Source organism: Mesorhizobium opportunistum WSM2075, assembly GCF_000176035.2.
GTDB lineage: Bacteria > Pseudomonadota > Alphaproteobacteria > Rhizobiales > Rhizobiaceae > Mesorhizobium > Mesorhizobium opportunistum.
In genome coordinates this window covers 5,902,471-5,925,683 of sequence record NC_015675.1, presented here as the reverse complement: position 1 = coordinate 5,925,683, position 23,213 = coordinate 5,902,471, and the positions used below count along the sequence as shown (strand labels likewise).

Genomic DNA, 23,213 nt, shown 5'->3' with positions numbered 1-23,213 from the left:
GATTAGTCTCCCGTATCTGTTTCGAACCTGTGGTTGCGGACTGTCCGCGCATCGTTCAGCCCATCGATGCTTCTGGCCGGATTTCGGCGCGACCGCAACCGCCAGAGATGGTCCCCGCTGCAATTCTTGTTACAGCACGGTGTTGAAAGCCATGGGTATATCCCAAGAAAATATCTCATTATAACAAAAATCATGATACTTTTGCGACGATACCTGTTATCTCTTGGGCTCGATCAAGGAGCGCCGTTCGGCGGTCGGCTGCGATGAAGAGCGATACCAGACGGCAAGGCATCATGGATTTCCTGATGGACGCCGGCGCGGCGAGCGTCGATGATCTCGCCTTGCGCTTTGGCATCTCGAAGATGACCGTGCATCGCGACCTCGACGAACTTGAGGAAAGCGGGTTCCTGCGCAAGGTGCGCGGCGGTGCCTCGATCCAGCCGAGCAGCCTCTTCGAAAGCGATTTCCGCTACCGGCAGAAGCAGGCGACCGAGGAAAAGCAGCGCCTGGCGGCAGCCGCGGTCGCCATGATCGAACCCGGCCAGACAGTGATCATCGACGACGGTTCGACCGCGGGCGGCATTGCGCGGCATCTTGCCGATTTGCGGCCGCTGACGGTGATCTCCAACAATCTGGCCGTCATCCAGGAACTGGCCGGTGCTGGCGGCATCAATCTCATCGCGCTCGGCGGCCAGTACAGCAAGAAATTCCACGGCTTTTTCGGCCTGCTTGCCGAAGCCTCGCTCAAATCGCTGCGCGCCGATGTCGCCTTCCTGTCGTCATCGGCCATCCACGGCGCTTCCGCCTTCCATCAGGACCAGGAGGTGGTGCAGTCCAAGCGGCTGATGATGGCGGCCGCCACCCGCAACTATCTGCTGGTCGATCACGGCAAGTTCGGCCGCACGGCGCTGCATTTCCTGACGGATATCAGCGCGTTCGACGCTGTCTTCACCGGGCGCGAGCCGGAGCCTGGAGTGCGCGAGGCACTGGAGGCCGCCGGCGTTTCGCTGACGGTGATCGACAAGGGACCATGATCCGAAAGCGGAGCTCTCTTCGGGAGCTCACGGTTCAAATCTAGGGTAAGGAGCGGCAAGCGTGGTTTACTGGGTCGGTACAAGCTGGAAGATGAACAAGACGCTCGCCGAGGCGATGGATTTCGCCGCGATCCTGGCCGGGTTCGTCCCTGGTTTCGACGATCGCATCCAACCCTTCGTCATCCCGCCCTTCACGGCGGTGCGTCAGGTCAAGCAGGCGCTGTCCTCGACGCGGGTCAAGGTCGGCGCCCAGAACATGCATTGGGCCGATGCCGGCGCCTGGACCGGCGAGATTTCACCCGTGATGTTGACCGATTGCGGGCTCGATCTGGTCGAACTCGGCCACAGCGAACGGCGCGAGCATTTCGGCGAGACCGATCGCACCGTCGGCCTGAAGACGGCGGCGGCCGTGAAGCACGGATTGATACCGCTGATCTGCGTCGGCGAGACGCTGGCCGAGCGCGAAAGCGGCGAGGCCGATGCCGTGCTGGCCAAGCAGGTCGAGGGTGCGCTGCAATTCTTCGAAGAGGAAGTGAAGGGCGCAACAATCCTGTTCGCCTACGAGCCGGTCTGGGCGATCGGGGACAAGGGCATTCCGGCCAGTTCCGACTATGCCGACAAACAGCAGGGACTGATCAAGGCCGTGGCCGGTAGCCTGCTGCCGTCCGTCCCGTCGGTGCTCTATGGCGGCAGCGTCAACCCCGGCAATGCCGCCGAACTGATCGGTCAGCCCAATGTCGACGGTCTCTTCATCGGCCGCTCCGCCTGGCAGGCGCAAGGCTACATCGACATCCTCGGCCGCGCCTCGGCCGCGATCTGAAATCAAACGCATCCAGTCAAGAAAGGACACGATCATGAAAATAGCCATTGGGGCCGACAGCGCCGGCAAGCCGCTGCTCGATGTCATCGCCGCACATCTGGCGACCAAGCCCGGTCTCACCGTCAGCGATCTCAGCCAGGCCGGCTACTACGCCGACCTGTCGCAAAAGCTCGCCCAGACGATCGTCGACGGCGACAACGATCGCGGCATCCTGTTCTGCGGCACAGGCATCGGCGTTTCGATTTCGGCCAACAAGGTGCCGGGCATCCGCGCCGCGCTCACCCACGACACCTATTCGGCCGAACGCGCCGCCAAATCCAACAACGCGCAGATCATCACCATGGGCGCCCGCGTCATCGGCCCGGAACTGGCCAAGGCGATCGTCGACACGTGGCTGGCTTCCGAGTTCGACGAGAAGGGGCCGTCGGCCGGCAATGTCCAGGCGATCAACAGGCTCGATACGGCAAAGGCTTAAGCCAAAGCCTTCGTCATCGCAGCGATGACGGTGACGGCGGACGCCGCACCCGGATCCATGTGGCCGAGCGAGCGCTCACCGAGCCGGGCCGAGCGGCCCTTGGCCGCGACCATGTCCTTGGTCGCTTCAGCACCAGACTCGGCGGCGGCAAGCGCGGCGGCCAGACTTTCGGACAGCATCTTGCCGGCAGCATGCGCGGCCGCGGCCGCTTCGGCCGCCGGCTGCCAGGCATCGATCATCGTCTTTTCGCCAGGTTCGGCCTTGCCGCGATCCTTGATGCCCTGCGCCATGGCCTGGAACAGGGCGATGAATTCGGCGTCCGCCAGCGTCGCCTTGCCCTTGACGGCGGCAGCCGCACGCATGAAGGCCGTCGCATAGAGCGGGCCTGACGAGGCGCCAACCGCATTGAGGAACGACTTCGCCGCGCCGTTGAGCAGCGCGGTCGGCTCGACAGCCGCGAGGTCGAGCGATGCCAGCGCATCGCGCACGGCGCCGAAACCGAGCGCCATGGCGATGCCATGGTCGGCGTCGCCGATGACACCGTCGAGCCGGCAGAGCCGGTCCTTGTCGGCCTCGATCGCCACGGCGATTTCATCGAACATTCTTTTCAGGTCGGCGGCATCGATGGTCACGGATCGCTCCTTCGTCAGCCGGCGCGGAACATGGCGCAGTCGCAAGGGTGGTCGAGCATCGTCTGCAGTTCGCCGTCGAGATGCATCAAGGTCACAGATGCGCCGGCCATTTCCAGCGACGTGCAGTAGTTGCCGACCCAGGTGGCATGAACGGAAACACCGATGCCGTCGAGCCTTTGCTTGACCCGGCGGTTCATGATGTAGAGTTCCATCAGCGGCGTCGAGCCGAGCGAATTGACCAGCACCGCGACCTTGTCGCCACGCGAAGGCGACATCTCGGCGAGGATCCTGTCAAGCATATCGTCGGTGATCTCGTCGGCGGTCCCGAGCTTGCCGCGCCCAATGCCTGGTTCGCCATGGATGCCCATGCCGATCTCCATTTCGTCGGCGCCGATCTCGAAATTCGGCCGCCTTGTCTGCGGCAGCGAGCAGGGCGACAGCGCCACGCCCATGGTGAAGGTGTGGTCGTTGGCCTTGCGCGCGATGCGCTCGCATTCGTCGAAGGAGAGCATCCGGTCGCATGCGGCGCCGGCTGCCTTGAAGATGAAGAGATTGCCGGCGACGCCGCGGCGCTTGTCCCGCTGATCGCGCGGTGCCGAAGCGACGTCGTCGGTGGTCAGCACGGTGCGCACCTCAATGTCGTCCATGCCGGCCATCTCGGCCGCCATGTCGAAGTTCATCACGTCGCCGGCATAGTTGCCGTACATGAACAGGACGCCGGCGCCGCCGCTCACCGCCTTGGCGCATTCCAGGATCGGATCGGGTGGTGGCGAGGCAAAGACATTGCCGATGGCCGCCGCGTCCGCCAGTCCCTTGCCGACAAAGCCGAGAAAGGTCGGCTCGTGGCCCGAGCCGCCGCCGATCACCAGCCCGACCTTGCCTGGCCGCGGCCCGTCGCGGGCGACGATCGAGCGCGGGCTGCCATCCGCGCTCCTGAGATGGCGAGGATGCGCGGCGAGGATCCCTTCGAGCATCTCGTCGACGGCGCGGTTGCCGTCATTGATGATCTTCTTGGTCTGCACCGGCATCCTCCCGAATTCGGCATTTCGCAAATACTACCGGGTGTTATCGCGATTTCCACCCGGCTGCGAACATTTCATGCCGCGATCTTTTCCCGAGCCGCCAGGATCTGAACACAGGCATTGGCCGCTTCCTTGCCCTTGACGGTGAAGTGCTCGAAGAAGAAGCGGTGATGCTCGGCGCTGCCGTGATAATTATGTGGCGTGAGCACCGCCGAAAGCACCGGCACGCCGGTCGACAGCTGCACATTCATCATGCCGTCGATGACGGCGCCGGCGACGAACTCATGCCGGTAGATGCCGCCATCGACGACGAACGCCGTGCCCAGGATCGCGGCATAGCGGCCGGTCTGGGCCAGGGTCTTGGCGTGCAATGGGATCTCGTAGGCACCAGGCACGTCGAAGACATCGACCGCAAAGCGTCCGTTGCCAAGCGCGGAAAGCTCTGCCTCGAAGGCCGCGACGCACTGGTCGACGATATCGGCATGCCAGCGCGCGCGAATGACGGCGATGCGAACAGTGTCATAGTCTTTGTGGGAATGCTGATTCATGGGTCCATCCTTCCGTTTCGAACCAGAATCAGGACGCACGATACAAAATCCGGCCCGCCGGGGCGGTCCGTCTTTCGTTCGTTCTCTTTCATCCGGACTATACCGTCGGCTCCGGAATCAGACCGGATCTGCTGACCTTTCCAATTTTATTGGAAAGCGCTCGCGGGCTCGGGTCGAAACCCCTACCGCCGGTGGGGACTTTCACCCCGCCCTGAGAACATTAACGGCTTTGTATGAAAGGGCAGGGCGCGGCTGTCAACCGCGCCAACGCCGCTGGCCGATCAGGTGCTGCTTGAGTGGCGCGTGCGCCATGCCGCCGCCGAGGCGGCAACCAGCATGAGCAAGGCCGCGATCATCGCGCAGGTGGCAAAGCCGAAGGTGGCATAGAGAGGGCCGAAGCCGGTGGTGCCGACAAAGACCGCCAGATAGGTCACCGCGCTGTTCAGGCCCATGATCGTGCCGCGCCGCGAGGGATCGAGCGCGGAGAGGCGCATTACTAGGACATTCAACCCGAAATGGTTGGCAAGTCCCCACACCGCGACCATGGCTATGGTCAGCCCGAAACTGTCGCTCGTTGCGGCAATGACGACGTAGACGATGGCGACAAGCAGATAGGCGAACGGCATGACGCGACGGGCGCCGAGGCGATCGATCACGCCGTCGAGTAGAGCAGCCGTGCCGAAGCCGATGCCGTAGGCGAGCGCGGCCCACCCGTTGGCACTCACCGGCTTGCCCAGTCCGCTGTGAAGGTGGTCGCCGAGATAGCCATAGACACCGTAGAAGGCGGTCATGAAGGCCGCGCAGGCGACCAGAAGCGGCACAATGCCGGGAATGCCGAGCGCGGCCAGCGGCGCTGGCGCCGGGCCGCTCTTCCTGATGTCGCTCAGCGACGTCATGGTGAGACCAGCAAGTGCAAGCATCGCGAGGAGCGCGACGGCTGCGAAAACGGCGCGCCAATGCACGAGATCGGCAAGCACGGCCGACAGCGAAACGCCGGCCACCATGCTGAGCGTCCATCCGGTGAGCACGACGCCGATCGTCCCGCTTTCGCGGCCGGGCGGCGCGATCGCCGCGGAGCTGGCATAGATCGCCGGCATGGCGACGCCGGCGGCGATGCCGGCAACCAGCTGTGCCGCGACCAGCATGATCACCGTTGGCGCCGCCGCGCTCGCGACAAGTGCCAGCGCCAGCAGCAGCAACGCCCCCTGCAGCATCCGGCGTGCGCCGAGCCGGTCGATATAGCGTGCAAGGAACAGGGCGCTTGCCGAGGTGCCCAGGCCAAACGCGGCCGCGGCAGCCATGACGGCCGGTACGCTGGTTGCGAACGACGCGGCCACCGCCGGTGCAATCGGACCCAGCACCAGCGAGTTCGAGCCGATCACGGCGATGCACCCGGTCAAAAGATAGGCCAACGCCGGGATCGGCGGCCTGGCCTCGGCTGCGAAGGTCGTGGCTTGATCACTGTTCGACATATCAACATAATGGCCGTATTAAATTCTGTAGCAATCGGGATTATCGATATGGATGAAGAAACAGATGGCATTCGGCAGAACAGGCCAGCACCCCGTGATGTCGACGCGATCGACCGAAAGATATTAGGCGTTCTCGTCGAGGACGCCACGGTCAGCTACGCCGAACTGGGTGACCGTGTCGGCCTTTCGCCGCCCGCCGCCCATGAGCGGGTCAAGCGCCTGCGGCGCAGCGGCGCCATTCGCGGCACGGCCGTCATCATCGACCCTAATGCGGTGCGGAAACCGCTGCTCGCCTTCGTGCATATCGACACCAAGGGCTGGGGCAAGACGCCGGAACTGATGGCGATCTCGCAATATCCGGAAGTCGAGGAGATCCACACCGTCGCCGGCGACACCTGCGTGCTGCTCAAGGTGCGTACCGAGGATCCGAGGGCGCTCGAAGGATTGCTGTCGCGTCTCTATGAAACGCCTGGCGTCACCTCGACACGCAGCTACGTGGTGCTGTCGACCTATCTCGAGCGGCCGGTGCAGCCCGGCGTCACCACGCAATGGCCAACGCCACAACATCTGAGCCGGCCGCTGTATTAGGTGTGGCTCGTTGACCCCCAAGCAAGCCTGTCGCGACCAGGTCACGGGCGTGGTAGAGATAGGGGCTGAAGCAGGTCGGCTCCTTGCGATTGCGCCGCAGAGGGACAATCGCATGCCGGTCTCGCGAGGTTTCAAACCGACGGCGGGGGATAGCAATGTTGGAAACGGATAAGGCCTTTACCGGTTCGATCCCGGAAAACTACGACCGCTATATGGTGCCGTTGATTTTCGAACCTTTCGCCGCCGATCTGGCACGGCGGGCAGCGTCCCTGTCGCCCGGCGCGGTCTTGGAAATCGCCGCGGGCACCGGGGTTGTCACGCGCGCATTGGCGCCAAAACTGTCCCCTGACGCAAGCTATGTCGTGAGCGACCTAAACCAGCCCATGCTCGACTACGCCGCTTCGCGACAAGCTCCCGACAGCCGCATCACATGGCGCCAGGCGGATGCCATGGCGCTGCCGTTCGAGGATGCGGCCTTCGATGTCGTCTGTTGCCAATTCGGCGCGATGTTCTTTCCCAACCGCTCAGCCGCCTACCGCGAAGCGAAGCGGGTGCTGAAGCCCGGCGGACACTTCCTGTTCAACGTCTGGGATCGCATCGAGGAGAACGTGTTTGCCGATGATGTGACGAATGCTCTCGCAAGGATGTTTCCGGACGATCCGCCGCGCTTTCTGGCGCGCACGCCCCATGGCTACCACGACACGGCCCTGATCCGCCGCGACCTGGAAGACGCAGGGTTCTCCCATGTGGTGATCGAGACGAGAGCCGAACAGAGCCGTGCATCCTCGCCGCGCCTGCCGGCCGTTGCCTATTGCAAGGGTACGGTTCTTCGCAGCGAAATCGAGGCCAGGGACGCCGGAAAACTGGAAGCCGCTACCGACTATGCTGCGGCCGCGATCGCGGAAAGGCATGGCAGCGGCGAGGTCGCCGCCAAAATCCAGGCTCACGTGGTCGTGGCGCTGGCTTAGTCTGCCATCGAGCGTGTCCTAGCTTCCCAGCCGGATCGTCTCGAAATAGGCGTCGGTGCCGACCTGGCCGCCCTTCAGCGCGATTTCGAGCCCGTCGATCTCGCCGCCGCCATGGGCGAGACAAAGCGGCGAGCCGGGCGATTGCGGCAACGGCATGCGCACGGTCAGCGCATCGATGGACAACTGTCCCAGCGCGTGGCTCGACGTGTCGCCGCCGGCGATCACCGCGCGCTTGAGTTTCTCTGTCGCCACCAGCCGGCGCAGGATGGTTCCCAGCGCCCGTCCCAGCCTGTTGCGTGCGCCTTCGATATGGTCGATCTCGGCACTGCGATCGGCCTGGGGACCGAGCGCGGTGTAGAGGATCACGCTGCGCCCCGCCGCCAGGCTCGACAATCCGCTGGCGACGGCACGCTCGATCGCCTCGCCGGCGCCCTCCGAGACCAACTGCATGGCGTCCATCTGAATGCCGTCAAATCCGTGCGCAAGCGCAAAGCGGATCTGCTTCTCGGTGGTCGGCGACACACTGCCCGAGACCACGGCGAGCCTGTCGACCGGACCGGGTGGCGTAAAGGGCGCATGCCCTGTGGCGATGCCTTTGTCTGCCCATTCGGCAAGCAGGGCATATTCGACGCCCGAGGATCCGACGACGAAACCATGGCCTTGTTCGCACATGCGCCAGACCTGTTCGCCGACGCGCTTCTGCGTCTGGCGGCTCTCGACGTCGAACAGGACGATTGCCCTGTTTTGTAAGGCCTGGTCGACCCGTTGTGGAAGATCGTCGGCCTGCAATGCCGCCAGGTCGACAAGGCCGGAAGCGAGACCGGTCTGGCGAGACAGATGGAGGAGCAGATCGGCCTCGTTCATCGGCGTCACCGGATGCCGGCTCATGACGGGGTGCCGGTCGATGCGGAAATAGTCGCCGCGGAATGCAGCGAAGAGGTTCCCGAACGCTGTATAGCGCTTGAGCTGAGGCGCCCCGACAACCACCGGCACGGCCTTCTGGCCGAAGACACCCCTGCCGATTTCTATGGCGCGGCCGATGCTGCCGATCGTCGGGCTGGAATCGAAGGTCGAGCAGATCTTGTAGTGGCAAACCGCCGCCTTGAGCCCCCTTAGCCACTCGAAGGCCGGCACCAGGTTTTCGTCCATCCATTGCGGCGTTTCGCTGCGGCTCGTGCCCGCCAGTCCCATGGCGCGGCAATGCGAAAATCGCTCCAGCAAGGGCTGGTCGGGCTGGCGCATGAACAGCACCGTCGGCACGCCGCCGAGTTCGAGTGCCTCCATGACGTCGGTCGAGCCGGTGAGATCGTCGCCATAGTAACTGAGCAGCAGCTTCTGCATGGCCTCGCTCACGCGGCCTTGCCGTCGCCGAACTTCTCGATCGAGCGCGCCAGTTCGACATGGCTGCTTGCGTAGTCCGCCAAGGAAATACCCTCGACGGCGGCCTGCCAGGCCTGCTGGACGGCGCGCACGCCGGCACCCGGGCCGTCCGGATGGCTGACGATGCCGCCGCCGCAGAGATAGAGCAGATCGACCGTGCGCCCGGTGCGCTCGTAGGTCTCGGGCGCCTGTCCGCCCCATTGGCCCGAACCGGCGACCGGCAGAGCGCAATCATCAGGTGAGAACAGCGGCGTCGTCACCGCCTCGAAGGAGGCAATGAAAGATGCGTCCGGCTCCCAGTATTTCGAGGCGATGCCGTTGATCTGGAACTGGTCGACGCCGAGCAGCCGCCAGAACTGCTGCCAGACCTTGAAGTCCATGCCGAGGCCGGGATGGCGGGTCAGGATGTCCCAGCCGTTGCGGTGGGCATGCAGCACCAGGCCGGAACGCTTTCTGAGGTAAGCCATGCCGCCGAAGCCGATTGAGTTGATGTTGATGACCGCGCAATTGCCGCCGGCCTTGAGCACCATATCGTGGTTGCGCATCACCTCGTCCGGGTCGGCATGCGAGATGCCGAAGGCATACATCACCTTCTTGCCGGTCTTCTGCTCGTGATCGAGGATCAGCGGCATGATCGCCTTCACCCGCTCCGCCAGTGGCGAGTAGGCCGGGCTCATCAGCTTCTCATCGTCCTTGATGAAATCGACGCCGGCCGCGATCAGTTCGCCGACCATGGCGGCCGTCTCGTGCGGTCGCAGGCCCAGCGCCGGCTTGACGATGGTGCCGATGATCGGACGGCCCTCGACACCGGTCAGCCTGCGGCTGCCGGCAACGCCGAATTGCGGCCCCGGATGGGCGCCCCTGAATTCTTGCGGCAGCTTCATGTCAACGACGCGGATGCCCGACAGGCCCTTGATCGAATAGGTGCCACCGATCGCGATGGTCATCAGCGCCGAGAGGTCGGTGCCGATGGCATCGAACGGAAAGGCGATATCGACATCGGCGCGCCTGAAAGGCCCGGTTCCGGCCTCGGGAATGGACGGCTGCTCCGCATCGGGCAGGTGCCGGATCGCCAGCACCCGTGCCGCCACGCGCGCCTTCAGCTCTTCGGTCTCGCCGGGCAGCGCAACGAAGGTGCCGGTCGACTGGTCGCTGGCGATCTTGGCCGCCAGGGCTTCTATGCTGCCTGAGGTTTCGATGCGATAGGTGAGGGTGATCATGATGGACTGGCCGGTCGAAAGGGTTCGAAAAAAGTTTCGTTGCGAATGAAATCTGGTATAATGAGTACATAAGTATTGCAAGCAAATATCCCGGCTGCCGCGACGGGCGTCGGTTAAGGGCAGGCATTCCGATAGTCCTGCCCGGAATGCTACACAGGAATCGGGGCAAGGGAGTGATTCGCGGCGATGAACCGTTCGGAACCGATCGTCCGGCGCAAGCTTTCCGACGAAGTCTTTGCGAGGCTGAAGCGGCTGATCACCAGCGGCGAATTGCAGCCGGGCGATGACATGCCGTCGGAGCGCGAATTGATGGAGCGCTTCGAGGTCGGCCGGCCTGCGATCCGCGAGGCCATGCAGGCGTTGAGCAATATGGGCCTTGTCGCCATCTCGCATGGCGAGCGGGCCAAGGTGCTGCAGCTGACCGCCAAGTCGATCATCAGACAGGTCGACGGTGCGGCCAAGATCATCCTGTCTTCATCGAAGGACACGCTCGAGCATCTGAAGAGCGCGCGCATCTTCTTCGAGCGCGGCATGGTCAAGGAGGCCGCCGAAAGGGCCACCGCCGAGGATGTGCAGCAGCTCAAGGAAACCGTTGCCGAGCAGCGCGGCGCACGCGGCAATTCGGAAGCCTTCATTTCCGCCGACATGAAATTTCACAGCCGGATCGCGGCGATTTCGGGCAACCCGATCTATGTCGCCGTCAGCGAGGCGATGCTCGGCTGGCTGAAGGAATACCACACCGAGATGCTGATCTGGACCGGCAAGGAAAAGTACACGCTGACCGAGCACGAGGAGATCATCGACCGCATCGAGCACAAAGATGCCGACGGCGCCGAGAAGGCAATGATCAAGCATCTCGAACGCTCGCGCGCGCTCTATGTGATGAATTCCGAGAAGTAGGCTCTGCGTCTAGCCAAATCGGGCGATGGCGTAGGGCGACATGACGAGACGGCCCCCGCCAAGCGCGGAAGCGTCGACCGCGACATCGTCCGCCGTCAGGTTGGCCAGCCATGCGATGGTCTCGCCCGAAGCGGAGCGCCCGGCCAGCGCCAGCACCCGCGTCTCGTCGCTTGTTTTCGCGGCAACGTGCGCGAGCCCAGCCAATCCGCAAAGCGCGGAGATGGCCTGGAAGATCGGCCGCGGCGATCCCTCGGCGGCAGGTTCCCCGGATGCCGCCAGCACGCCGAACGGCCCCGTGAAGCCGGACAGCGTCAGCACCTCCAATCCGGCCGGCGCGACGCGCGCGGCATAGCCGATCGTCCATGCGGCGGCGAACTGGGCGGCATGACGCGGATCGCGATTGGCCATGGCGATGCGCTGGCCGTCAAAATTGTCCTTGGTCGCGCCGCCATAGGGGTTCTGCCGCATGGCGATGGTGGACGGCCCGATCCGGTAGGGCTTGTCGCCGAAGATCGCCCCCACCGACCGGGTGATGAACGGCAATGCCTCCAGCGACTGCATCACGCTGAGATCGTCGGCGGCATGCACGATCGGGCAGGTGCAGTGGGTGACGAAATCGAGCAGCCCGGCCGGAACGCGCTTGCGGTTGAGCTCGGTGAAATAGCTGAACATGCCGCCGCCGAGACGGATATCGGGAAAGGCGCGGCGGGCGGCGGCGTAGACATCCTCGAGCGGCGGGCATGCCGGCCAGGCACTGCCCGGCGGCGTCGACTGCCGGTCGACCGAAGGCGATACCGCGACGGCGTCGAGCCGCAGGCCCGCCTGGCGCACCATGTCGGCGACCGCTGCGAGTTCGGCATCGAGATCGCCGGTGCAGGCGACAACGCATTCGAGCGTTGTTGCAGCGGGGCAAGCGGCGGCAAGCCGGGCATGGGCGCGCAAGGCTTCGACCCCGTGGCCGCGCGTCGGGTCGAAGTGGAGCAAAAGCTGCTGTGGGCCGAGCTTCGACAGCGTCGGCAGGTTCGCCAGCGCTGCCTCCACATCCTCGGGATAAATGACCACGCCGATATCGGGCAGTCTTGGTCCGGCTTCGCCAAGCTCGATGCGGACCGGCTCATTGCCCGAAGCCGTGGCCGAAGGCCCGGCGTCGCCCGCAATGCGCAGGCTGATTGTCTGGCGCACCGGTTCGCCCGCCGGCAGCACATAGGGCCAGGGCAGCGCCAGCGGCCGCACATAGGTCTTGTAGGAGGCATCGGACCAGTTGCGCTGGTCCTCCATCTCGAATGTGTCGCCTTCCATCCGGCACTCGACAGTGACGCCGGGCCGCACCGCATGCGTGATGGCGCGCAAATCCTTGAAAGGCTGCCAGGGGTCGATCAGGTCGGGCAGTATCGTGTCCACCACGCTGCCGTCTGTATGCTCGATGGTCACCGGGCTGCCGGCAAGCCCCGCGATCGGATGCAGGATGCAGAAGCCGCAGCGGTTGGTCTCGAAATCGCTTTCGGGCAGCGCGCTGACGTCGAACACCAGCCGGCCGTCGGCCGCTCCCTTGATGGTGGCGCGGAAGGCGAGCCGGCTTTCGCCCGGTCCGGTGCAGCTTGCGGTGTAGCCGACGCAGAAAGCATCGGCGCCCTGGTCGATGGTCAAGTCCGCCAGCACGGGTTCGTAGGTGCCCCAGTCGCGGTCCCGCACGATATAGGCGATGGCGCGCAGCACCTCGGTGCCGCCATGGCGGATGCTGCGCAAATTGCCGTTGACCAAATCGGCGCTGAGCGGGCCGGCGCTGAGCCGGACCGGTCTGGCTTCCGCCGCGCGTGTGCCGCAGAGGAGGAAGCCATCCACGCTCATTTCAACAGCTCGTCCATCCGCACCGGTTCGCGGCTCGCGGCGCCGGCATAGGCAGCCTCGATCAGCGCTAACGTCTTGAGATTGTCGGCGCCCGAGGTCGCCGGCTCCTTGCCGCCGACAAGGCAGTCGACCCAGTGCCGCTGGATCGCCAGCACGCTTTCCTGGATGTTGTGCCATGGCCGCGATGCCCAGGGCAGTAGCGGCGGCGAAATGTCCCTGACCGTCGTGCCGCTCTTGCCGGTGACGGTGAGTTGGTACGCCTGCGCCAGCCGGATCGTGCCGTCGCTGCCATCGATCTCGATCAGTGTTTCGGGAAACGGCTCGACGGCGAGCTTTGTCGCGTAGCTGCAATCCACAACCGAGGTGGCACCGCTTTCGTGGTCCATCAGCATCGTGGCGACATCCTCGCCGGCAATGGCGGGATTGATGCGCGCGGTGCGGGCAGTGAGGCTCGATACGTCGCCCAACAGAAAACGGGCGATGTCGAGAATGTGGATACCGAGATCCTCGATGATGAAGCGTTTTCCGGTTGCCAGGTAAGGCTGGCCGGAAAACACGTCATAGGCGGAGCGGAAGGAGATGCGTCCGAAGAAGGGTGTGCCGATCTCGCCGCTGTCGAGCACTGCGCGCACCGCCTGGATCGGCGATTGCCAGCGAAAGTTCTCGTGCACCATCAGCGGCACGCCGGCCGCGGCGCAGGCCGCGACCATCGCCTTGGCGTCGGCGAGGCTCGGCGCGAACGGTTTCTGGCAGATCACCGGAACGCGGTGGCTGGCTGCCAACTCGACCAGCGGCCGGTGGCTGCCGACGGTCGTGGCGATGTCGACGAAGTCGAGTGTCTCGCCTGCAAACATCGCCGCCGCATCGGTGTAGCGCCTGGAGATGCCGAACTGGTCGCCGACGATCTGGAGCCGTTCCGGATCGCGGTCGCAGATGGCGATGATCGAGGCGCCCTCGATGTCGCGCCAGGCATGCATCTGGTTGACGGCGAAGAAGCCGCAGCCGATCAGCGCTCCACGCAATTCCGCCATGATCAGCCCGCCTTTGCCATCTGCATCAGCGTGACGCGCTGCTGAAGCCGGCGCTGCGCCTGATCGACGACCACCGCGACGATGATGACGAGGCCCTTGATCACCATCTGCCAGAAGGAACTCACCCCCATCATCACCAGCCCGTCCGACAGGATACCGATGACGAAGGCGCCGACGATGGTGCCGCCGATGGTACCGCGGCCGCCCGACATCGAGGTGCCGCCAAGCACCGCCGCGGCGATGGCATTCAATTCGAAGCTTTCGCCGGTCGCCGGATGCGAGGCCATCAGCTCCGACGAGATGATCAGGCCGACGATCGCCGCGCAGAAACCGGAGAACATGTAGACGAACATCTTGACCATGTTGACGCGCACGCCCGAGATCCGCGCCGCGCGCTCGTTGCCGCCGACGGCGAAGATGTGGCGGCCGAGCGGGGTGTATCTGGCGAGATAGGCGGCACCCAGCGCCACCACGATCAGGATCCAGATCGACACTGGCAGGCCGACGAGCCGGCCGGCGCCTAGGAAGCCGAAGCCGGTGGTGCCGAGTTCCGGCTTGCCGACCAGATTGGGGAAGGTGCGCCCGTCCGAGGACAGCAGCGCCAGGCCGCGCGCCACGTAGAGCACGCCGAGCGTGGCGATGAAGGGCGCCACGTTCAATCTGGTGATCAGCAATCCGTTGACGGCGCCGATCAGGATGCCGACCGCCAGCGTGATCAAGGCGATCTCGAAAACGTTGAAATAGATGGTGTAGCCGATCTGCAGGTCAATGCCGTTGAGCACGAGATAGCCGGCCACCATGCCGCACAGGCCAACGATCGAGCCGACCGAAAGATCGATGCCTCCGGTGATGATGACGAAGGTCATGCCCATGGCGAGGAAGGCGTTGAGCGCCACATGCTTGGCCATCAGGATCAGATTGGCCGCCGACAGGAAGTTCGGCGCCGCGATCGAGAAGAACACCAGCACGGCAATAAGCGCGATGAAGGTCCTGAGCTTCATCAGCGTCAGCAGTGCGGAACCGCTGGCGGCCGACGAATGAGCCGCCCTGGCCGGAATATCAGTCATCGACGTTGCTCTCCATGTGCGGGGCAAGATGTATGGGGGCAAGATCTGCGGGGGCAGGATGTGCGGGGACAGGTCCATGGCCGAGCGCCGATGCGGCGACGATCGCGGCTTCGGTCGCCTCGGCGCGCTCGAACATGCCGGTCAGCTTGCCATTGCTCATCACCGCGATCCGGTCGGAGAGCGCCATCACCTCGTCGAGGTCTGACGTGGCGAAGAGGATGCCGAGCCCATCGCGCGACAGTTTGCGCATGGTGCGAAAGACGTCGGCCTTGGCGCCGACATCGATGCCGCGGCTGGGCTCATCCATCAGAAGCACCTTGGGTCCGGTGAGCAGCGCCTTGCCGATCACCACTTTCTGCTGGTTGCCGCCGGACAGCGACGAGACCTCCTGCGCCGGATCGGCGACCTTGATCGCGAGTTCCCGCACCATCTGCACCACGGCCTGCCGTTCGGCGGCGCCGCGGATGTGGAACAGGCTGACGAAGCGCGACAGGCTTGCCAGCGTCAAATTGCTGGCGACGGAGAGGATCGACACCAGGCCCTCGCGCTGCCGGTCCTCCGGGATCAGCGCCAGACCCCGCCGGATGCGGCGCGTCGTATCGCGTTCCCGGACCTGTTTTCCGTCGATGAAGATGTTGCCGCTGGCATGGCCGTGGCGGCCCATGATGCAGTCGAACAACTCGCTGCGCCCGGCGCCCATCAGCCCGTAGATGCCGAGGATCTCGCCGGCGCGCAGCGACAGCGAGACGTGGTCGACCGCCAGCCCGCCGGTGGCGCGCGGCAGGCAGATGTCCTCGGCGCGGAAGATTTCCTCGCCCGGTGCATGGTCGTCGGCCTTGGCGAAATCCTTGGCGTCCGAGCCGATCATCTGCCGCACGATCCACTGTGTGTCGACGTTTCTCATCTCCTCCTGGCCGGTGATGCGGCCGTCGCGCAGCACGGTGATGTAATCGCCGATGCGGATCAGTTCCTCCAGCCGGTGCGAGATATAGACGATCGCCACGCCGCGCGACTTGAGGTCGGCGATCACCTTGAACAGGATCTCGACTTCGGCGGCGCTCAGCGCCGAGGTCGGCTCGTCCATGATCAGGATGCGCGCGTCGAGCGAAACTGCCTTGGCGATCTCGACAAGCTGCTGCTGGCCGATGCGCAGATCCTCGACCAGCATATCCGGCCGTATCCCGGCCTCGAGCCGCTCGAGGAATGTGCCCGCGCGCCTTTCCTGCTCCTTGCGGTCGATCTTGCGAAACCGGTTGGTGATCTCCCGGGTGGCGAAAATGTTCTCGGCGACGGTCATGTTGCCGAACAGATTCAGTTCCTGGAACACCATGCCGATGCCGCGGTTCACCGCGTCACCGGAGGACGAGAACGAGACTTCGTTGCCGTCGAGCAGGATGCGTCCAGCCGTCGGCTGCTCGACGCCGGCAATGATCTTCATCAGCGTCGATTTGCCGGCGCCGTTTTCGCCGACCAGAACATTGACCGCGCCCTTGCGCACCTCGAAATTGGCCTGCTTGACCGCGACGGTTCCGGCATAGACCTTCGAGACGTCTGCCAGCTTCAAAATGACGTCGTGACCGGCCGCCGTGCTCATGGCTTGGGTCCGATCTCGACCTCCGCCGGAGTCACCAACGGCAGATCCTGGCCGCTTTCGATCGTATAGGCGCCGAGCACCTTGGCGGTACGGCCTTCCAGCGCCTCGCGCGGCAGCTTGGAAAGCACCGTCTTGTCGGCATGGGCGTTGAACGCCTTGCCGAACTGGGCGAAGTCGATCTGGTTGGTGAAATCGTTGAACTGGACGAAATCGAGGCTGTCGCGCAACGCCGTTCCGCGCATTGCCGGTCCGATCTGGACACGTGCATCCGCCTTGCCGTCGCCGTCGACGTCGATATCCATCGTGCCTGCGCGGGACTGCGTGTTGGCCGCGACGATCTTGCCTTCGACGCGGACCGCGAAGGTCCATGGCGAATTCGCCTGCTTCTTGGGATTACCGTATTTGGCGCCGGCTGCCGCCTGATCCGTTTTCGCCAGCGCATGGACCTCGGCGAACGGCCCGGCTTTTTGGCTGAGATAAGGGATGACCTTCGAAGTCCAGATATCCTCGACCATCTTGTCCGGGTTGAAGGCCGACGCGTTGGCGTCGCCTTTCGCCGACGGCGTCGGCAGGATTTTGCAGGCGCCGAGGCCAATGCTGGCGGTCAGGGCAAGGATCGGCCAGATCGCCTTGACTGGCCAGGTCGGCTTGTTCAGCATCGCGGTCAAGCATCCCAGTGAAATGAAGGCGAGGGACGAACCTTAGGCTCGCCCCTCGCTGTTTGCGTTGCGCCGGCTCAGTTCTTCAGAGCGAATGTCTCAAGCTTGGCGGCATTGTCGCCATTGACGAGAACGCAGTCCATCAGCTGCTTTTCCTTCTCGGGCGACTTCTTGTTCTTGATGAGGTCGTTGGCCTGCTCGACCGCCATCTGCGCCTGGGCGTAGGCCGGCTGCAGCACCGTGGCCTTGATGCCGCCGGAGGTGATGGAGTCGCGCACGTCGTTCGAGCCGTCGAAGCCGACGACGATGACATCCTTGCGGTTTGCCGCGGCCAGCGCCGCATAGGCACCCATCGCCATCGTGTCATTGCCGGAGATAACGCCCTTGATGTCCGGATTGGCCTGCAGGATCGATTCCATCTTGGAATAGGCTTCCGTCTGGCTCCAGTTGGCCGACTGCTGCGCGACCATCTTCAGGTCCGGATAGTCATCGATGACGTCATGATAGCCCTTGGAGCGGATGCCGGCATTGGTGTCGGATTCCTTGCCGACCAGCTCGACGAAATTGCCCTTCTCGCCCATCAGCTTGACGAATTCCTGCGCGCCGAGCTGGGCACCCTGGTAGTTGTTGGAGACGATCTGCGCCACGGCGACGCCGGTGGCATTGATCTCGCGGTCGATCAGGAAGGAAGGAATGCCGGCGTCCTTCGCTTTCTGCACGGCGGCGACGGTGGCATCGGCGCCGGCATTGTCGAGGATGATCGCCTTGGCGCCACGGCCGATCGCGGTGTCGATCAGCTCGGACTGCTTGTTGGCGTCGTCATCATGGACCAGCACCAATGTGTCGTAGCCAAGCTCCTTGGCCTTTGCCTCGGCGCCGACGGCCTCCGCCTTGAAGAACGGATTGTCGTGCGAGGGGGTGATGATGGCGATCAGGTCGGCCGCAAAGGCCGGTGCCGCGGTGCCGAGTGCCAATACGCCGGCGAAAGCCGCAAGCGTCATTCTGCGTGTAAGTTTCATGAAGTCCTCCCGTTGAAAAACCGTGCCTCGATCGATCGAGGCCATCGTCTGCATTTGAATTCGTCTTAGCGATGCAGGCAGCGTGCCATCCGGGTTCCAAGCCGTCTGCCGGCTGTCATCCGAACTGCTCTTGCTTCGCTCCCCGCCGTCCTCCACTCGCGCCGGCTTCGAATTTTCAGCGAAGCATGATCGATCCGAGCCCACGAACAGCTAAAGCTAACTGGTATGATGAGTCAACCACTAATTCAGGTGATCTGTATCTAAGCGGGCGCCCTTTTTTCCTTCTCCCCTTGTGGGAGAAGGTGGATCGCCGCGTAGCGGCGAGACGGTTGAGGGGTGTTCCAGCGAAGTGAGACGTAGCGTTCCTTGGAGCACCCCTCATCCGACCTCGCTTAGCGAGGCCACCTTCTCCCGCAAGGGGAGAAGGGAAGACAGCGCCCTCTCAAGTAATGCGCTGGATGCTGGCGGCGATTTCCTGCGGTTCGAAGACCCGCTTCCAGTCGTCGCGCATCAGCACCGGCTTGCCGAACTCGATCGCCTTGTTGCAGGCATCGGAGAACACGCCCTTGGTCTCGCCGAAGATGACGGCGCCGAGCACATTCATGTGGCCGAGCAGGAAATCGAGCGCCGCCTGCCGGTCGACGCCGCGCGCCACGACCTCGTCGAGGGCTTCCTTCATGACGACGAGCAGCGAGGCGCACACCGTCTCCGAAAGGCCGGGTTCCAGCAGCGCCATCTGTTCGACCGTCACGCGGTGCGAGCGCATCACCGGCGCCCAGATGATCTGGGCGATCTTCTCGCCCTTGGCGTAGTCGTCCTCCGGCCCTTGCATCAGGGCGCTGACGAAATGCTGCTTGGCCTTGACGCCGCCGAAGAAGTCCTTCTTGGCGGCCATGTCGGTCTCGTCGTTGAAGATCGGCGGATGGCAGGGATGGGTGACGAAATAGGTAAGATCGGCACGATCAGGCAGATGCCCGGCGAAGGGGGCTGCCGCATCCAGCACGATCACCATCGTGCCTGGGGCAAGCTTGCTTTCGATGCCGGTGGCGACCTTGCCGATATGGGTGTCCGGCACCGCCAGGATCACGACCTCGGCACCCTTGAGCGCCTCGTCGACGCTGACCGTGTCGATGCCAAGCCCGGTCTTCAGGCGCTCCTTGCCGGCCTCGCTGATCTCGACATGGCGGATCTTGTAGTCCGAGCCGCGAAAATTGGTTGCCAGGCGGTAGCCCATTTTCCCGCCCGCACCGAACAGTGCAATCGTTGTCATCTGGCCCTTGCTCCTTGATCAAACAGGCGACCGTCGCGCGATCGTCATCTCACATACTGGTATGATCACTCTACCACAATTTGGCAAGTGGAATCGTTGGTTGCTGTTGGTCACTTCGGCTGAGGTGTGGCCGCGCCTGGTGCTGTCTTTGCAGCCGCCCCGTCCGTGACATCGACGGAAGCGCGCCGCGCCAGGGCTTGTCGGCCAGCCAGCGCCAGCACGAAGATGACGACGATGCCCTGGACGATATCCTGGGCGCCCGGAGGCAGCCCGATGACCTGCATGGTGGTGACGATCAGGATCAGCAGGATGCTGGCAAACAGGGTGCCGAGCGCGGTCGCCGAACCGCCGAAGATCAGCGTGCCACCAAGCACGACAGCAGCGATCGACTGCAGCAGATAGGGCTGGCCCATTTCGAGGAAAGCGCCGCCGATATAGGCGCCGAGCAGCAGTCCATCGAGCGAGGCCAGCACCGACGAGATGATGAAGGCCGCCGCGATCACCCGGTCGTTCTTGATGGCAGCGAGCCGGGCAGCGGTTCTATTCTGGCCGACCGCCGACAGGACCTGCCCGAACACTGTGTAGCGCAGCACGAAGGAGGCGGCCATCACGCCCAGGATGGCGATGATGGCCATGATCGGAACACCCGAGATGCGGCCTGTCGCCAAGCTCTTCAGCGCTGGGCTGACGGCAAAGCCGGGGATAGCCTTGTTCGACAAGAGCGTCGCGGTTGCCAACACATAGCCGGTCGCCAGCGTGGCGATGATGGCCGGAATGCCAAGGCCGACGACGAGCAGCGAATTGAGCAGCCCGACCGCGAGGCCGAGCAGGACGGCGGCGGCGACCCCAATGGCAAGGTTGGCATCCTGGCCTTTGATGGTGAGCAGCGCGACGAAGGCGCTGAGCGTGATCACCGAGGCGACGGAAAGGTCGATGTTGCCGCGCCCGGTGGTGACGACGAACATCTGGCCGATGCCGACGACCGTCAGGAACGATGCCGACAGAATGATGCCCGACAGGCTGGAGAGGCTGAACCGGTTGGTGACCACGGAGAGCACCAGCCAGAGCAGCAACACCCCGATCGCCGCCCAGATCCAGCGATTCCTCTGCGCCCAGAAGGTAAAGGCGGACAGCGCGTTCATTGTTCGCTCCTGCGATCCGCGGTCAGGCCACGCAGCGTCAACAGCGCGATGAGGATCAGCCCTTGCGTCGCGGCGTTGTAGTCGCTGCTCACATTGAGCGTGCCGAGCAGCGCGCCGATCAGCGACAGCGTCACCGCGCCGGCGATGGCGCCGACCGGGGAGACGATGCCGCCGAGCAGCGAGCAGCCGCCCATCACCACGGCGGCGACGCTGAGCAGTGTGAAGGAATTGCCGGAATTGATGTCGCTCGCCGTGTTGATCGCCGTCAGCGACAGCCCTGCGGCGGCCGCGAACAACCCGGCGATGAGATAGCGCACCAGCGCGTAGCGTGTCGGCGACCAGCCAGAGCGGATCATCGCCGTTGGGTTGTTGCCGAAGCCGCGCAGCACCACGCCGAGCGGCAGCCGGTCGATCGCCAAGACCACCAGGGCGACCGCGGCGATGAGGATGATGGACGTTGGCAGGAAGTCGAGAGACCAGCCGAACAGCGCCGTCAGCCATTCAGGACTGGCGCCGCCCGGCGTCGGCTGCAGCGCATAGCCCAGCCCCACCCAGATGAAGGAGGCGCCGAGCGTGACGACGATGGCCGGGATCTTGCGCGCCTGGATCAGCCCGCCGAGACCGGCATAGGCGGCGACCGCCGCCAAAAGCGCCAGCGCACCGAGCCATGGCTGATCGTAGAGCAGCGTGGCGCTGAGCACGCTGACCAGGCCGGCGAAGGCGCCGACGCCGAGATCGATTTCGCTGCCACCGACGATGAACATCTGCGCTGCCGTCACCAGCACCAGAGACAGCGCCGGCATCAGAAGCAGGTCGAGCCCGAAGATCGAGGCGACCGCCGGGTTGGCCGAGATCATCACCGCCAGCACGGCCGCGAGGCCGATGAAGGGAGCTGCGTTCACCAGCCTGCGGGCAAGCCCGGCCGCACCGGCACTGCTCTGCGCGGCGTCGGTGCGCTTGTCGGCTTGCTGGACGAAGGATGCCCCGACGATCGCGGCCTCCGTGATCGCCGCGCCGGTCAGTTCCTTGACGATTCGCCCGCCGGCAAAGACGAGCACGCGGTCGCAGGCCAAAAGTTCCGCGTCCTCGGTCGTGTGCCAGACGAGGGTCCGTCCGCTGCGCGCGATATCATTGCAGAGCCGGTAGAAATCCTGCTTGGTGGCGATGTCGACGCCGCGCGTCGGATCGTCGAGCAGGATGACCGGCGTATCGGCGACGAGAGCGCGGGCCACCAGCGCCTTCTGCTGGTTGCCGCCGCTCAGCTCCAGTATGTTGGACCCGAAGCGGCTTTCGTCGAGCCGCAGCCGGCCGGCGGCGTCGGCCGCGCTTTCGCGGTTGAGCCGATCCGAGACCAGGCCCAGCGCCGACCGGCGCGCGAGGCTGCCGATGGAAATGTTGCCTAGCACGCTCCAAAGCGGAAACACGCCTTCCTTCTGGCGGTCGCCGGCAATGAAGCCGGCTTCACCGGTCCTGGTGACGGCGCCATCCTTTCCAGGCTTGAAGATGGCATGCAGCAGCTCCTTCTGGCCGCTGCCCTCGAGCCCAGCCAGTCCGACGATTTCACCGCGCAAGATCTCGATGTCGCGGCCGAGCTCGGATGTCAGGTCTCCGGACAGGCGCACCAGCGCGCCCCCGCTGCCGACGGCGGCAGCGCCGTGCTGGTGGACCGGATTGGCGTCGCCGCCCATGAGCTGCACCAGGCGGTCGATCGAAGTGTCCACCACGTCGCCGCGCCAGGCGGTGCGCCCATTTCGCAGCACCACCACCTGTGTGGCGATGTCGATGATTTCCTTCAGCTTGTGGCTGATGAAGATGAAGGCTAGCCCCGCCTTGGCCCGCTCGCGGATGAAAGCCCGCAACTGCTTGGAGCGATCGAGATCGAGGGAGGAGGTCGGTTCATCGAGAACGATGAGCCTGACGCCGGGAGTGGCGGCGGCGCGGGCGATCTCGACCATCTGCCGCTCGGCGATGGAGAGCTGGCCGATTTCGGCATCCACATCGATGCCGTTGCCGGGAAACACCGCATCCAGCGCCGAGCGCGCGCGGGCCCTGTAAAGCGTCCGCCAGCCTGGCCTGCTCGCCGCGTCCGCGGGTGTTTCCAGGAAGAAGTTCTCGGCCACGGAGAGGTTGGCGCACAGCGACAGTTCCTGGTGCACCATGCGGATGCCGCGCCGTTGTGCTTCCGCCGTGTCGTAGCCGGCGAAGCTCAGCGCCTGGCCGGCGAACGAGATCGAGCCCAGCGTCGGCCACATCGTGCCGCAGAGAATGCGCATCAGCGTCGACTTGCCGGCGCCGTTGCCGCCGACGAGGCCGATGATCTCGCCGGCCGAAATGGCGAGGTCGATCTCGGCATTCGCCAGCGTCGGCCCGAAACTCTTGGTGATCTGTGAAAGCGAGACGATTTCCTGCCGGATCGAGGCGGCGGGCGCCATGGCGGCACCCTTCTGATCGGCAACGGCAAGATGGGACATTCGTCCTCCGTTTCTTCACGGCCATGGACCGGGCGACCTTCGGCGCCCGATCC

General features: G+C 64.5%; 21 protein-coding genes and 1 riboswitch. Of the genes, 6 read left to right on the top strand and 15 right to left on the bottom strand.

Annotated features, from left to right (window positions below):
• Positions 1-263: 263 nt before the first annotated feature.
• The 3 genes from MESOP_RS28575 (at position 264) to derI (ending at position 2,329) form a co-directional block, all read left to right on the top strand.
• Positions 264-1,034: a DeoR/GlpR family DNA-binding transcription regulator gene (locus MESOP_RS28575; protein ID WP_013896829.1), complete on the top strand. Its 771-nt coding sequence runs from the start codon at positions 264-266 to the stop codon at positions 1,032-1,034.
• Between the two features lie 61 nt (positions 1,035-1,095).
• Positions 1,096-1,854, top strand: a complete 759-nt coding sequence (locus MESOP_RS28570; protein ID WP_013896828.1) for a triose-phosphate isomerase — start codon at positions 1,096-1,098, stop codon at positions 1,852-1,854.
• Between the two features lie 34 nt (positions 1,855-1,888).
• Positions 1,889-2,329, top strand: coding sequence for a D-erythrulose-4-phosphate isomerase (derI, locus tag MESOP_RS28565; RefSeq protein ID WP_013896827.1), 441 nt, complete (start codon positions 1,889-1,891; stop codon positions 2,327-2,329).
• Here derI and dhaL read toward each other — a convergent pair.
• The 4 genes from dhaL to MESOP_RS28545 all read right to left on the bottom strand — a co-directional run bounded on the left by dhaL (position 2,326) and on the right by MESOP_RS28545 (position 6,003).
• A complete protein-coding gene (dhaL, locus tag MESOP_RS28560; RefSeq protein ID WP_013896826.1) occupies positions 2,326-2,961 on the bottom strand; it encodes a dihydroxyacetone kinase subunit DhaL in 636 nt (211 codons plus the stop codon). The two genes, derI and dhaL, sit on opposite strands and share 4 nt — an antisense overlap.
• 14 nt (positions 2,962-2,975) lie before the next feature.
• On the bottom strand, positions 2,976-3,983 hold the full coding sequence (locus MESOP_RS28555; protein WP_013896825.1) for a dihydroxyacetone kinase subunit DhaK: 1,008 nt from the start codon (positions 3,981-3,983) through the stop codon (positions 2,976-2,978).
• A gap of 74 nt (positions 3,984-4,057) precedes the next feature.
• The gene (locus MESOP_RS28550) at positions 4,058-4,531 is read right to left on the bottom strand and encodes a 6,7-dimethyl-8-ribityllumazine synthase (RefSeq protein ID WP_013896824.1); all 474 of its coding nucleotides are present in this window, start codon (positions 4,529-4,531) and stop codon (positions 4,058-4,060) included.
• Between the two features lie 76 nt (positions 4,532-4,607).
• A riboswitch (FMN riboswitch) is annotated at positions 4,608-4,754 on the bottom strand.
• A 58-nt stretch (positions 4,755-4,812) separates the two neighbouring features.
• Complete coding sequence (locus tag MESOP_RS28545; RefSeq protein ID WP_013896823.1) at positions 4,813-6,003, bottom strand: MFS transporter; 1,191 nt, start codon at positions 6,001-6,003, stop codon at positions 4,813-4,815.
• Positions 6,004-6,051: 48 nt separating this feature from the next.
• On the opposite strand from MESOP_RS28545, the gene MESOP_RS28540 reads away from it, so the two are divergent.
• Positions 6,052-6,591 (top strand): Lrp/AsnC family transcriptional regulator, encoded by a 540-nt coding sequence (locus MESOP_RS28540; protein ID WP_013896822.1) that lies wholly within the window; start codon positions 6,052-6,054, stop codon positions 6,589-6,591.
• Between the two features lie 155 nt (positions 6,592-6,746).
• On the top strand, positions 6,747-7,559 hold the full coding sequence (locus MESOP_RS28535) for a class I SAM-dependent methyltransferase (protein ID WP_013896821.1): 813 nt from the start codon (positions 6,747-6,749) through the stop codon (positions 7,557-7,559).
• 18 nt (positions 7,560-7,577) lie between these two features.
• Here MESOP_RS28535 and MESOP_RS28530 read toward each other — a convergent pair whose 3' ends face one another.
• Complete coding sequence (locus tag MESOP_RS28530; protein ID WP_013896820.1) at positions 7,578-8,900, bottom strand: four-carbon acid sugar kinase family protein; 1,323 nt, start codon at positions 8,898-8,900, stop codon at positions 7,578-7,580.
• Between the two features lie 8 nt (positions 8,901-8,908).
• Complete coding sequence (oiaX, locus tag MESOP_RS28525; protein ID WP_013896819.1) at positions 8,909-10,159, bottom strand: 3-oxo-isoapionate-4-phosphate decarboxylase OiaX; 1,251 nt, start codon at positions 10,157-10,159, stop codon at positions 8,909-8,911.
• A 186-nt stretch (positions 10,160-10,345) separates the two neighbouring features.
• Between oiaX and MESOP_RS28520 the strand changes: the two genes are divergently transcribed.
• Positions 10,346-11,059 (top strand): transcriptional regulator NanR, encoded by a 714-nt coding sequence (locus MESOP_RS28520; protein ID WP_013896818.1) that lies wholly within the window; start codon positions 10,346-10,348, stop codon positions 11,057-11,059.
• A 9-nt stretch (positions 11,060-11,068) separates the two neighbouring features.
• Here the strand turns inward: MESOP_RS28520 and apnL are convergent, their stop codons facing one another.
• The 9 genes from apnL to MESOP_RS28475 form a co-directional block, all read right to left on the bottom strand.
• Positions 11,069-12,907, bottom strand: a complete 1,839-nt coding sequence (apnL, locus tag MESOP_RS28515; RefSeq protein ID WP_013896817.1) for a D-apionate lactonase — start codon at positions 12,905-12,907, stop codon at positions 11,069-11,071.
• Entirely contained in the window at positions 12,904-13,938 is a 1,035-nt protein-coding gene (locus MESOP_RS28510) for a Gfo/Idh/MocA family protein (RefSeq protein ID WP_013896816.1), read from the bottom strand. The genes apnL and MESOP_RS28510 overlap by 4 nt, the downstream gene beginning before the upstream one ends.
• A gap of 2 nt (positions 13,939-13,940) precedes the next feature.
• Positions 13,941-15,005: an ABC transporter permease gene (locus MESOP_RS28505; RefSeq protein ID WP_013896815.1), complete on the bottom strand. Its 1,065-nt coding sequence runs from the start codon at positions 15,003-15,005 to the stop codon at positions 13,941-13,943.
• On the bottom strand, positions 14,998-16,599 hold the full coding sequence (locus tag MESOP_RS28500) for a sugar ABC transporter ATP-binding protein (protein WP_013896814.1): 1,602 nt from the start codon (positions 16,597-16,599) through the stop codon (positions 14,998-15,000). The genes MESOP_RS28505 and MESOP_RS28500 overlap by 8 nt, the downstream gene beginning before the upstream one ends.
• Entirely contained in the window at positions 16,596-17,258 is a 663-nt protein-coding gene (locus MESOP_RS28495; protein WP_013896813.1) for a DUF2291 family protein, read from the bottom strand. The genes MESOP_RS28500 and MESOP_RS28495 overlap by 4 nt, the downstream gene beginning before the upstream one ends.
• Positions 17,259-17,335: 77 nt before the next feature.
• On the bottom strand, positions 17,336-18,277 hold the full coding sequence (locus tag MESOP_RS28490) for a D-ribose ABC transporter substrate-binding protein (protein ID WP_013896812.1): 942 nt from the start codon (positions 18,275-18,277) through the stop codon (positions 17,336-17,338).
• Positions 18,278-18,719: 442 nt separating this feature from the next.
• Entirely contained in the window at positions 18,720-19,547 is an 828-nt protein-coding gene (locus tag MESOP_RS28485) for a phosphogluconate dehydrogenase C-terminal domain-containing protein (RefSeq protein ID WP_013896811.1), read from the bottom strand.
• A gap of 110 nt (positions 19,548-19,657) precedes the next feature.
• The gene (locus tag MESOP_RS28480) at positions 19,658-20,689 is read right to left on the bottom strand and encodes an ABC transporter permease (protein WP_013896810.1); all 1,032 of its coding nucleotides are present in this window, start codon (positions 20,687-20,689) and stop codon (positions 19,658-19,660) included.
• Positions 20,686-23,160: an ATP-binding cassette domain-containing protein gene (locus MESOP_RS28475; RefSeq protein WP_013896809.1), complete on the bottom strand. Its 2,475-nt coding sequence runs from the start codon at positions 23,158-23,160 to the stop codon at positions 20,686-20,688. Before MESOP_RS28475 ends, MESOP_RS28480 begins: the two co-directional genes overlap by 4 nt.
• Positions 23,161-23,213: the final 53 nt, after the last annotated feature.

Bases quoted from the DNA above. Each gene is read 5' to 3' on its own strand.
- MESOP_RS28575 (WP_013896829.1), top strand. From the start codon at position 264: ATGAAGAGCGATACCAGACGGCAAGGCATCATGGATTTCCTGATGGAC.
- derI (WP_013896827.1), top strand. From the start codon at position 1,889: ATGAAAATAGCCATTGGGGCCGACAGCGCCGGCAAGCCGCTGCTCGAT.
- MESOP_RS28550 (WP_013896824.1), bottom strand. From the start codon at position 4,531: ATGAATCAGCATTCCCACAAAGACTATGACACTGTTCGCATCGCCGTC.
- MESOP_RS28545 (WP_013896823.1), bottom strand. From the start codon at position 6,003: ATGTCGAACAGTGATCAAGCCACGACCTTCGCAGCCGAGGCCAGGCCG.
- MESOP_RS28540 (WP_013896822.1), top strand. From the start codon at position 6,052: ATGGATGAAGAAACAGATGGCATTCGGCAGAACAGGCCAGCACCCCGT.
- MESOP_RS28535 (WP_013896821.1), top strand. From the start codon at position 6,747: ATGTTGGAAACGGATAAGGCCTTTACCGGTTCGATCCCGGAAAACTAC.
- MESOP_RS28530 (WP_013896820.1), bottom strand. From the start codon at position 8,900: ATGCAGAAGCTGCTGCTCAGTTACTATGGCGACGATCTCACCGGCTCG.
- oiaX (WP_013896819.1), bottom strand. From the start codon at position 10,159: ATGATCACCCTCACCTATCGCATCGAAACCTCAGGCAGCATAGAAGCC.
- MESOP_RS28520 (WP_013896818.1), top strand. From the start codon at position 10,346: ATGAACCGTTCGGAACCGATCGTCCGGCGCAAGCTTTCCGACGAAGTC.
- apnL (WP_013896817.1), bottom strand. From the start codon at position 12,907: ATGAGCGTGGATGGCTTCCTCCTCTGCGGCACACGCGCGGCGGAAGCC.
- MESOP_RS28510 (WP_013896816.1), bottom strand. From the start codon at position 13,938: ATGGCGGAATTGCGTGGAGCGCTGATCGGCTGCGGCTTCTTCGCCGTC.
- MESOP_RS28505 (WP_013896815.1), bottom strand. From the start codon at position 15,005: ATGACTGATATTCCGGCCAGGGCGGCTCATTCGTCGGCCGCCAGCGGT.
- MESOP_RS28500 (WP_013896814.1), bottom strand. From the start codon at position 16,599: ATGAGCACGGCGGCCGGTCACGACGTCATTTTGAAGCTGGCAGACGTC.
- MESOP_RS28495 (WP_013896813.1), bottom strand. From the start codon at position 17,258: ATGCTGAACAAGCCGACCTGGCCAGTCAAGGCGATCTGGCCGATCCTT.
- MESOP_RS28490 (WP_013896812.1), bottom strand. From the start codon at position 18,277: ATGAAACTTACACGCAGAATGACGCTTGCGGCTTTCGCCGGCGTATTG.
- MESOP_RS28485 (WP_013896811.1), bottom strand. From the start codon at position 19,547: ATGACAACGATTGCACTGTTCGGTGCGGGCGGGAAAATGGGCTACCGC.
- MESOP_RS28480 (WP_013896810.1), bottom strand. From the start codon at position 20,689: ATGAACGCGCTGTCCGCCTTTACCTTCTGGGCGCAGAGGAATCGCTGG.
- MESOP_RS28475 (WP_013896809.1), bottom strand. From the start codon at position 23,160: ATGTCCCATCTTGCCGTTGCCGATCAGAAGGGTGCCGCCATGGCGCCC.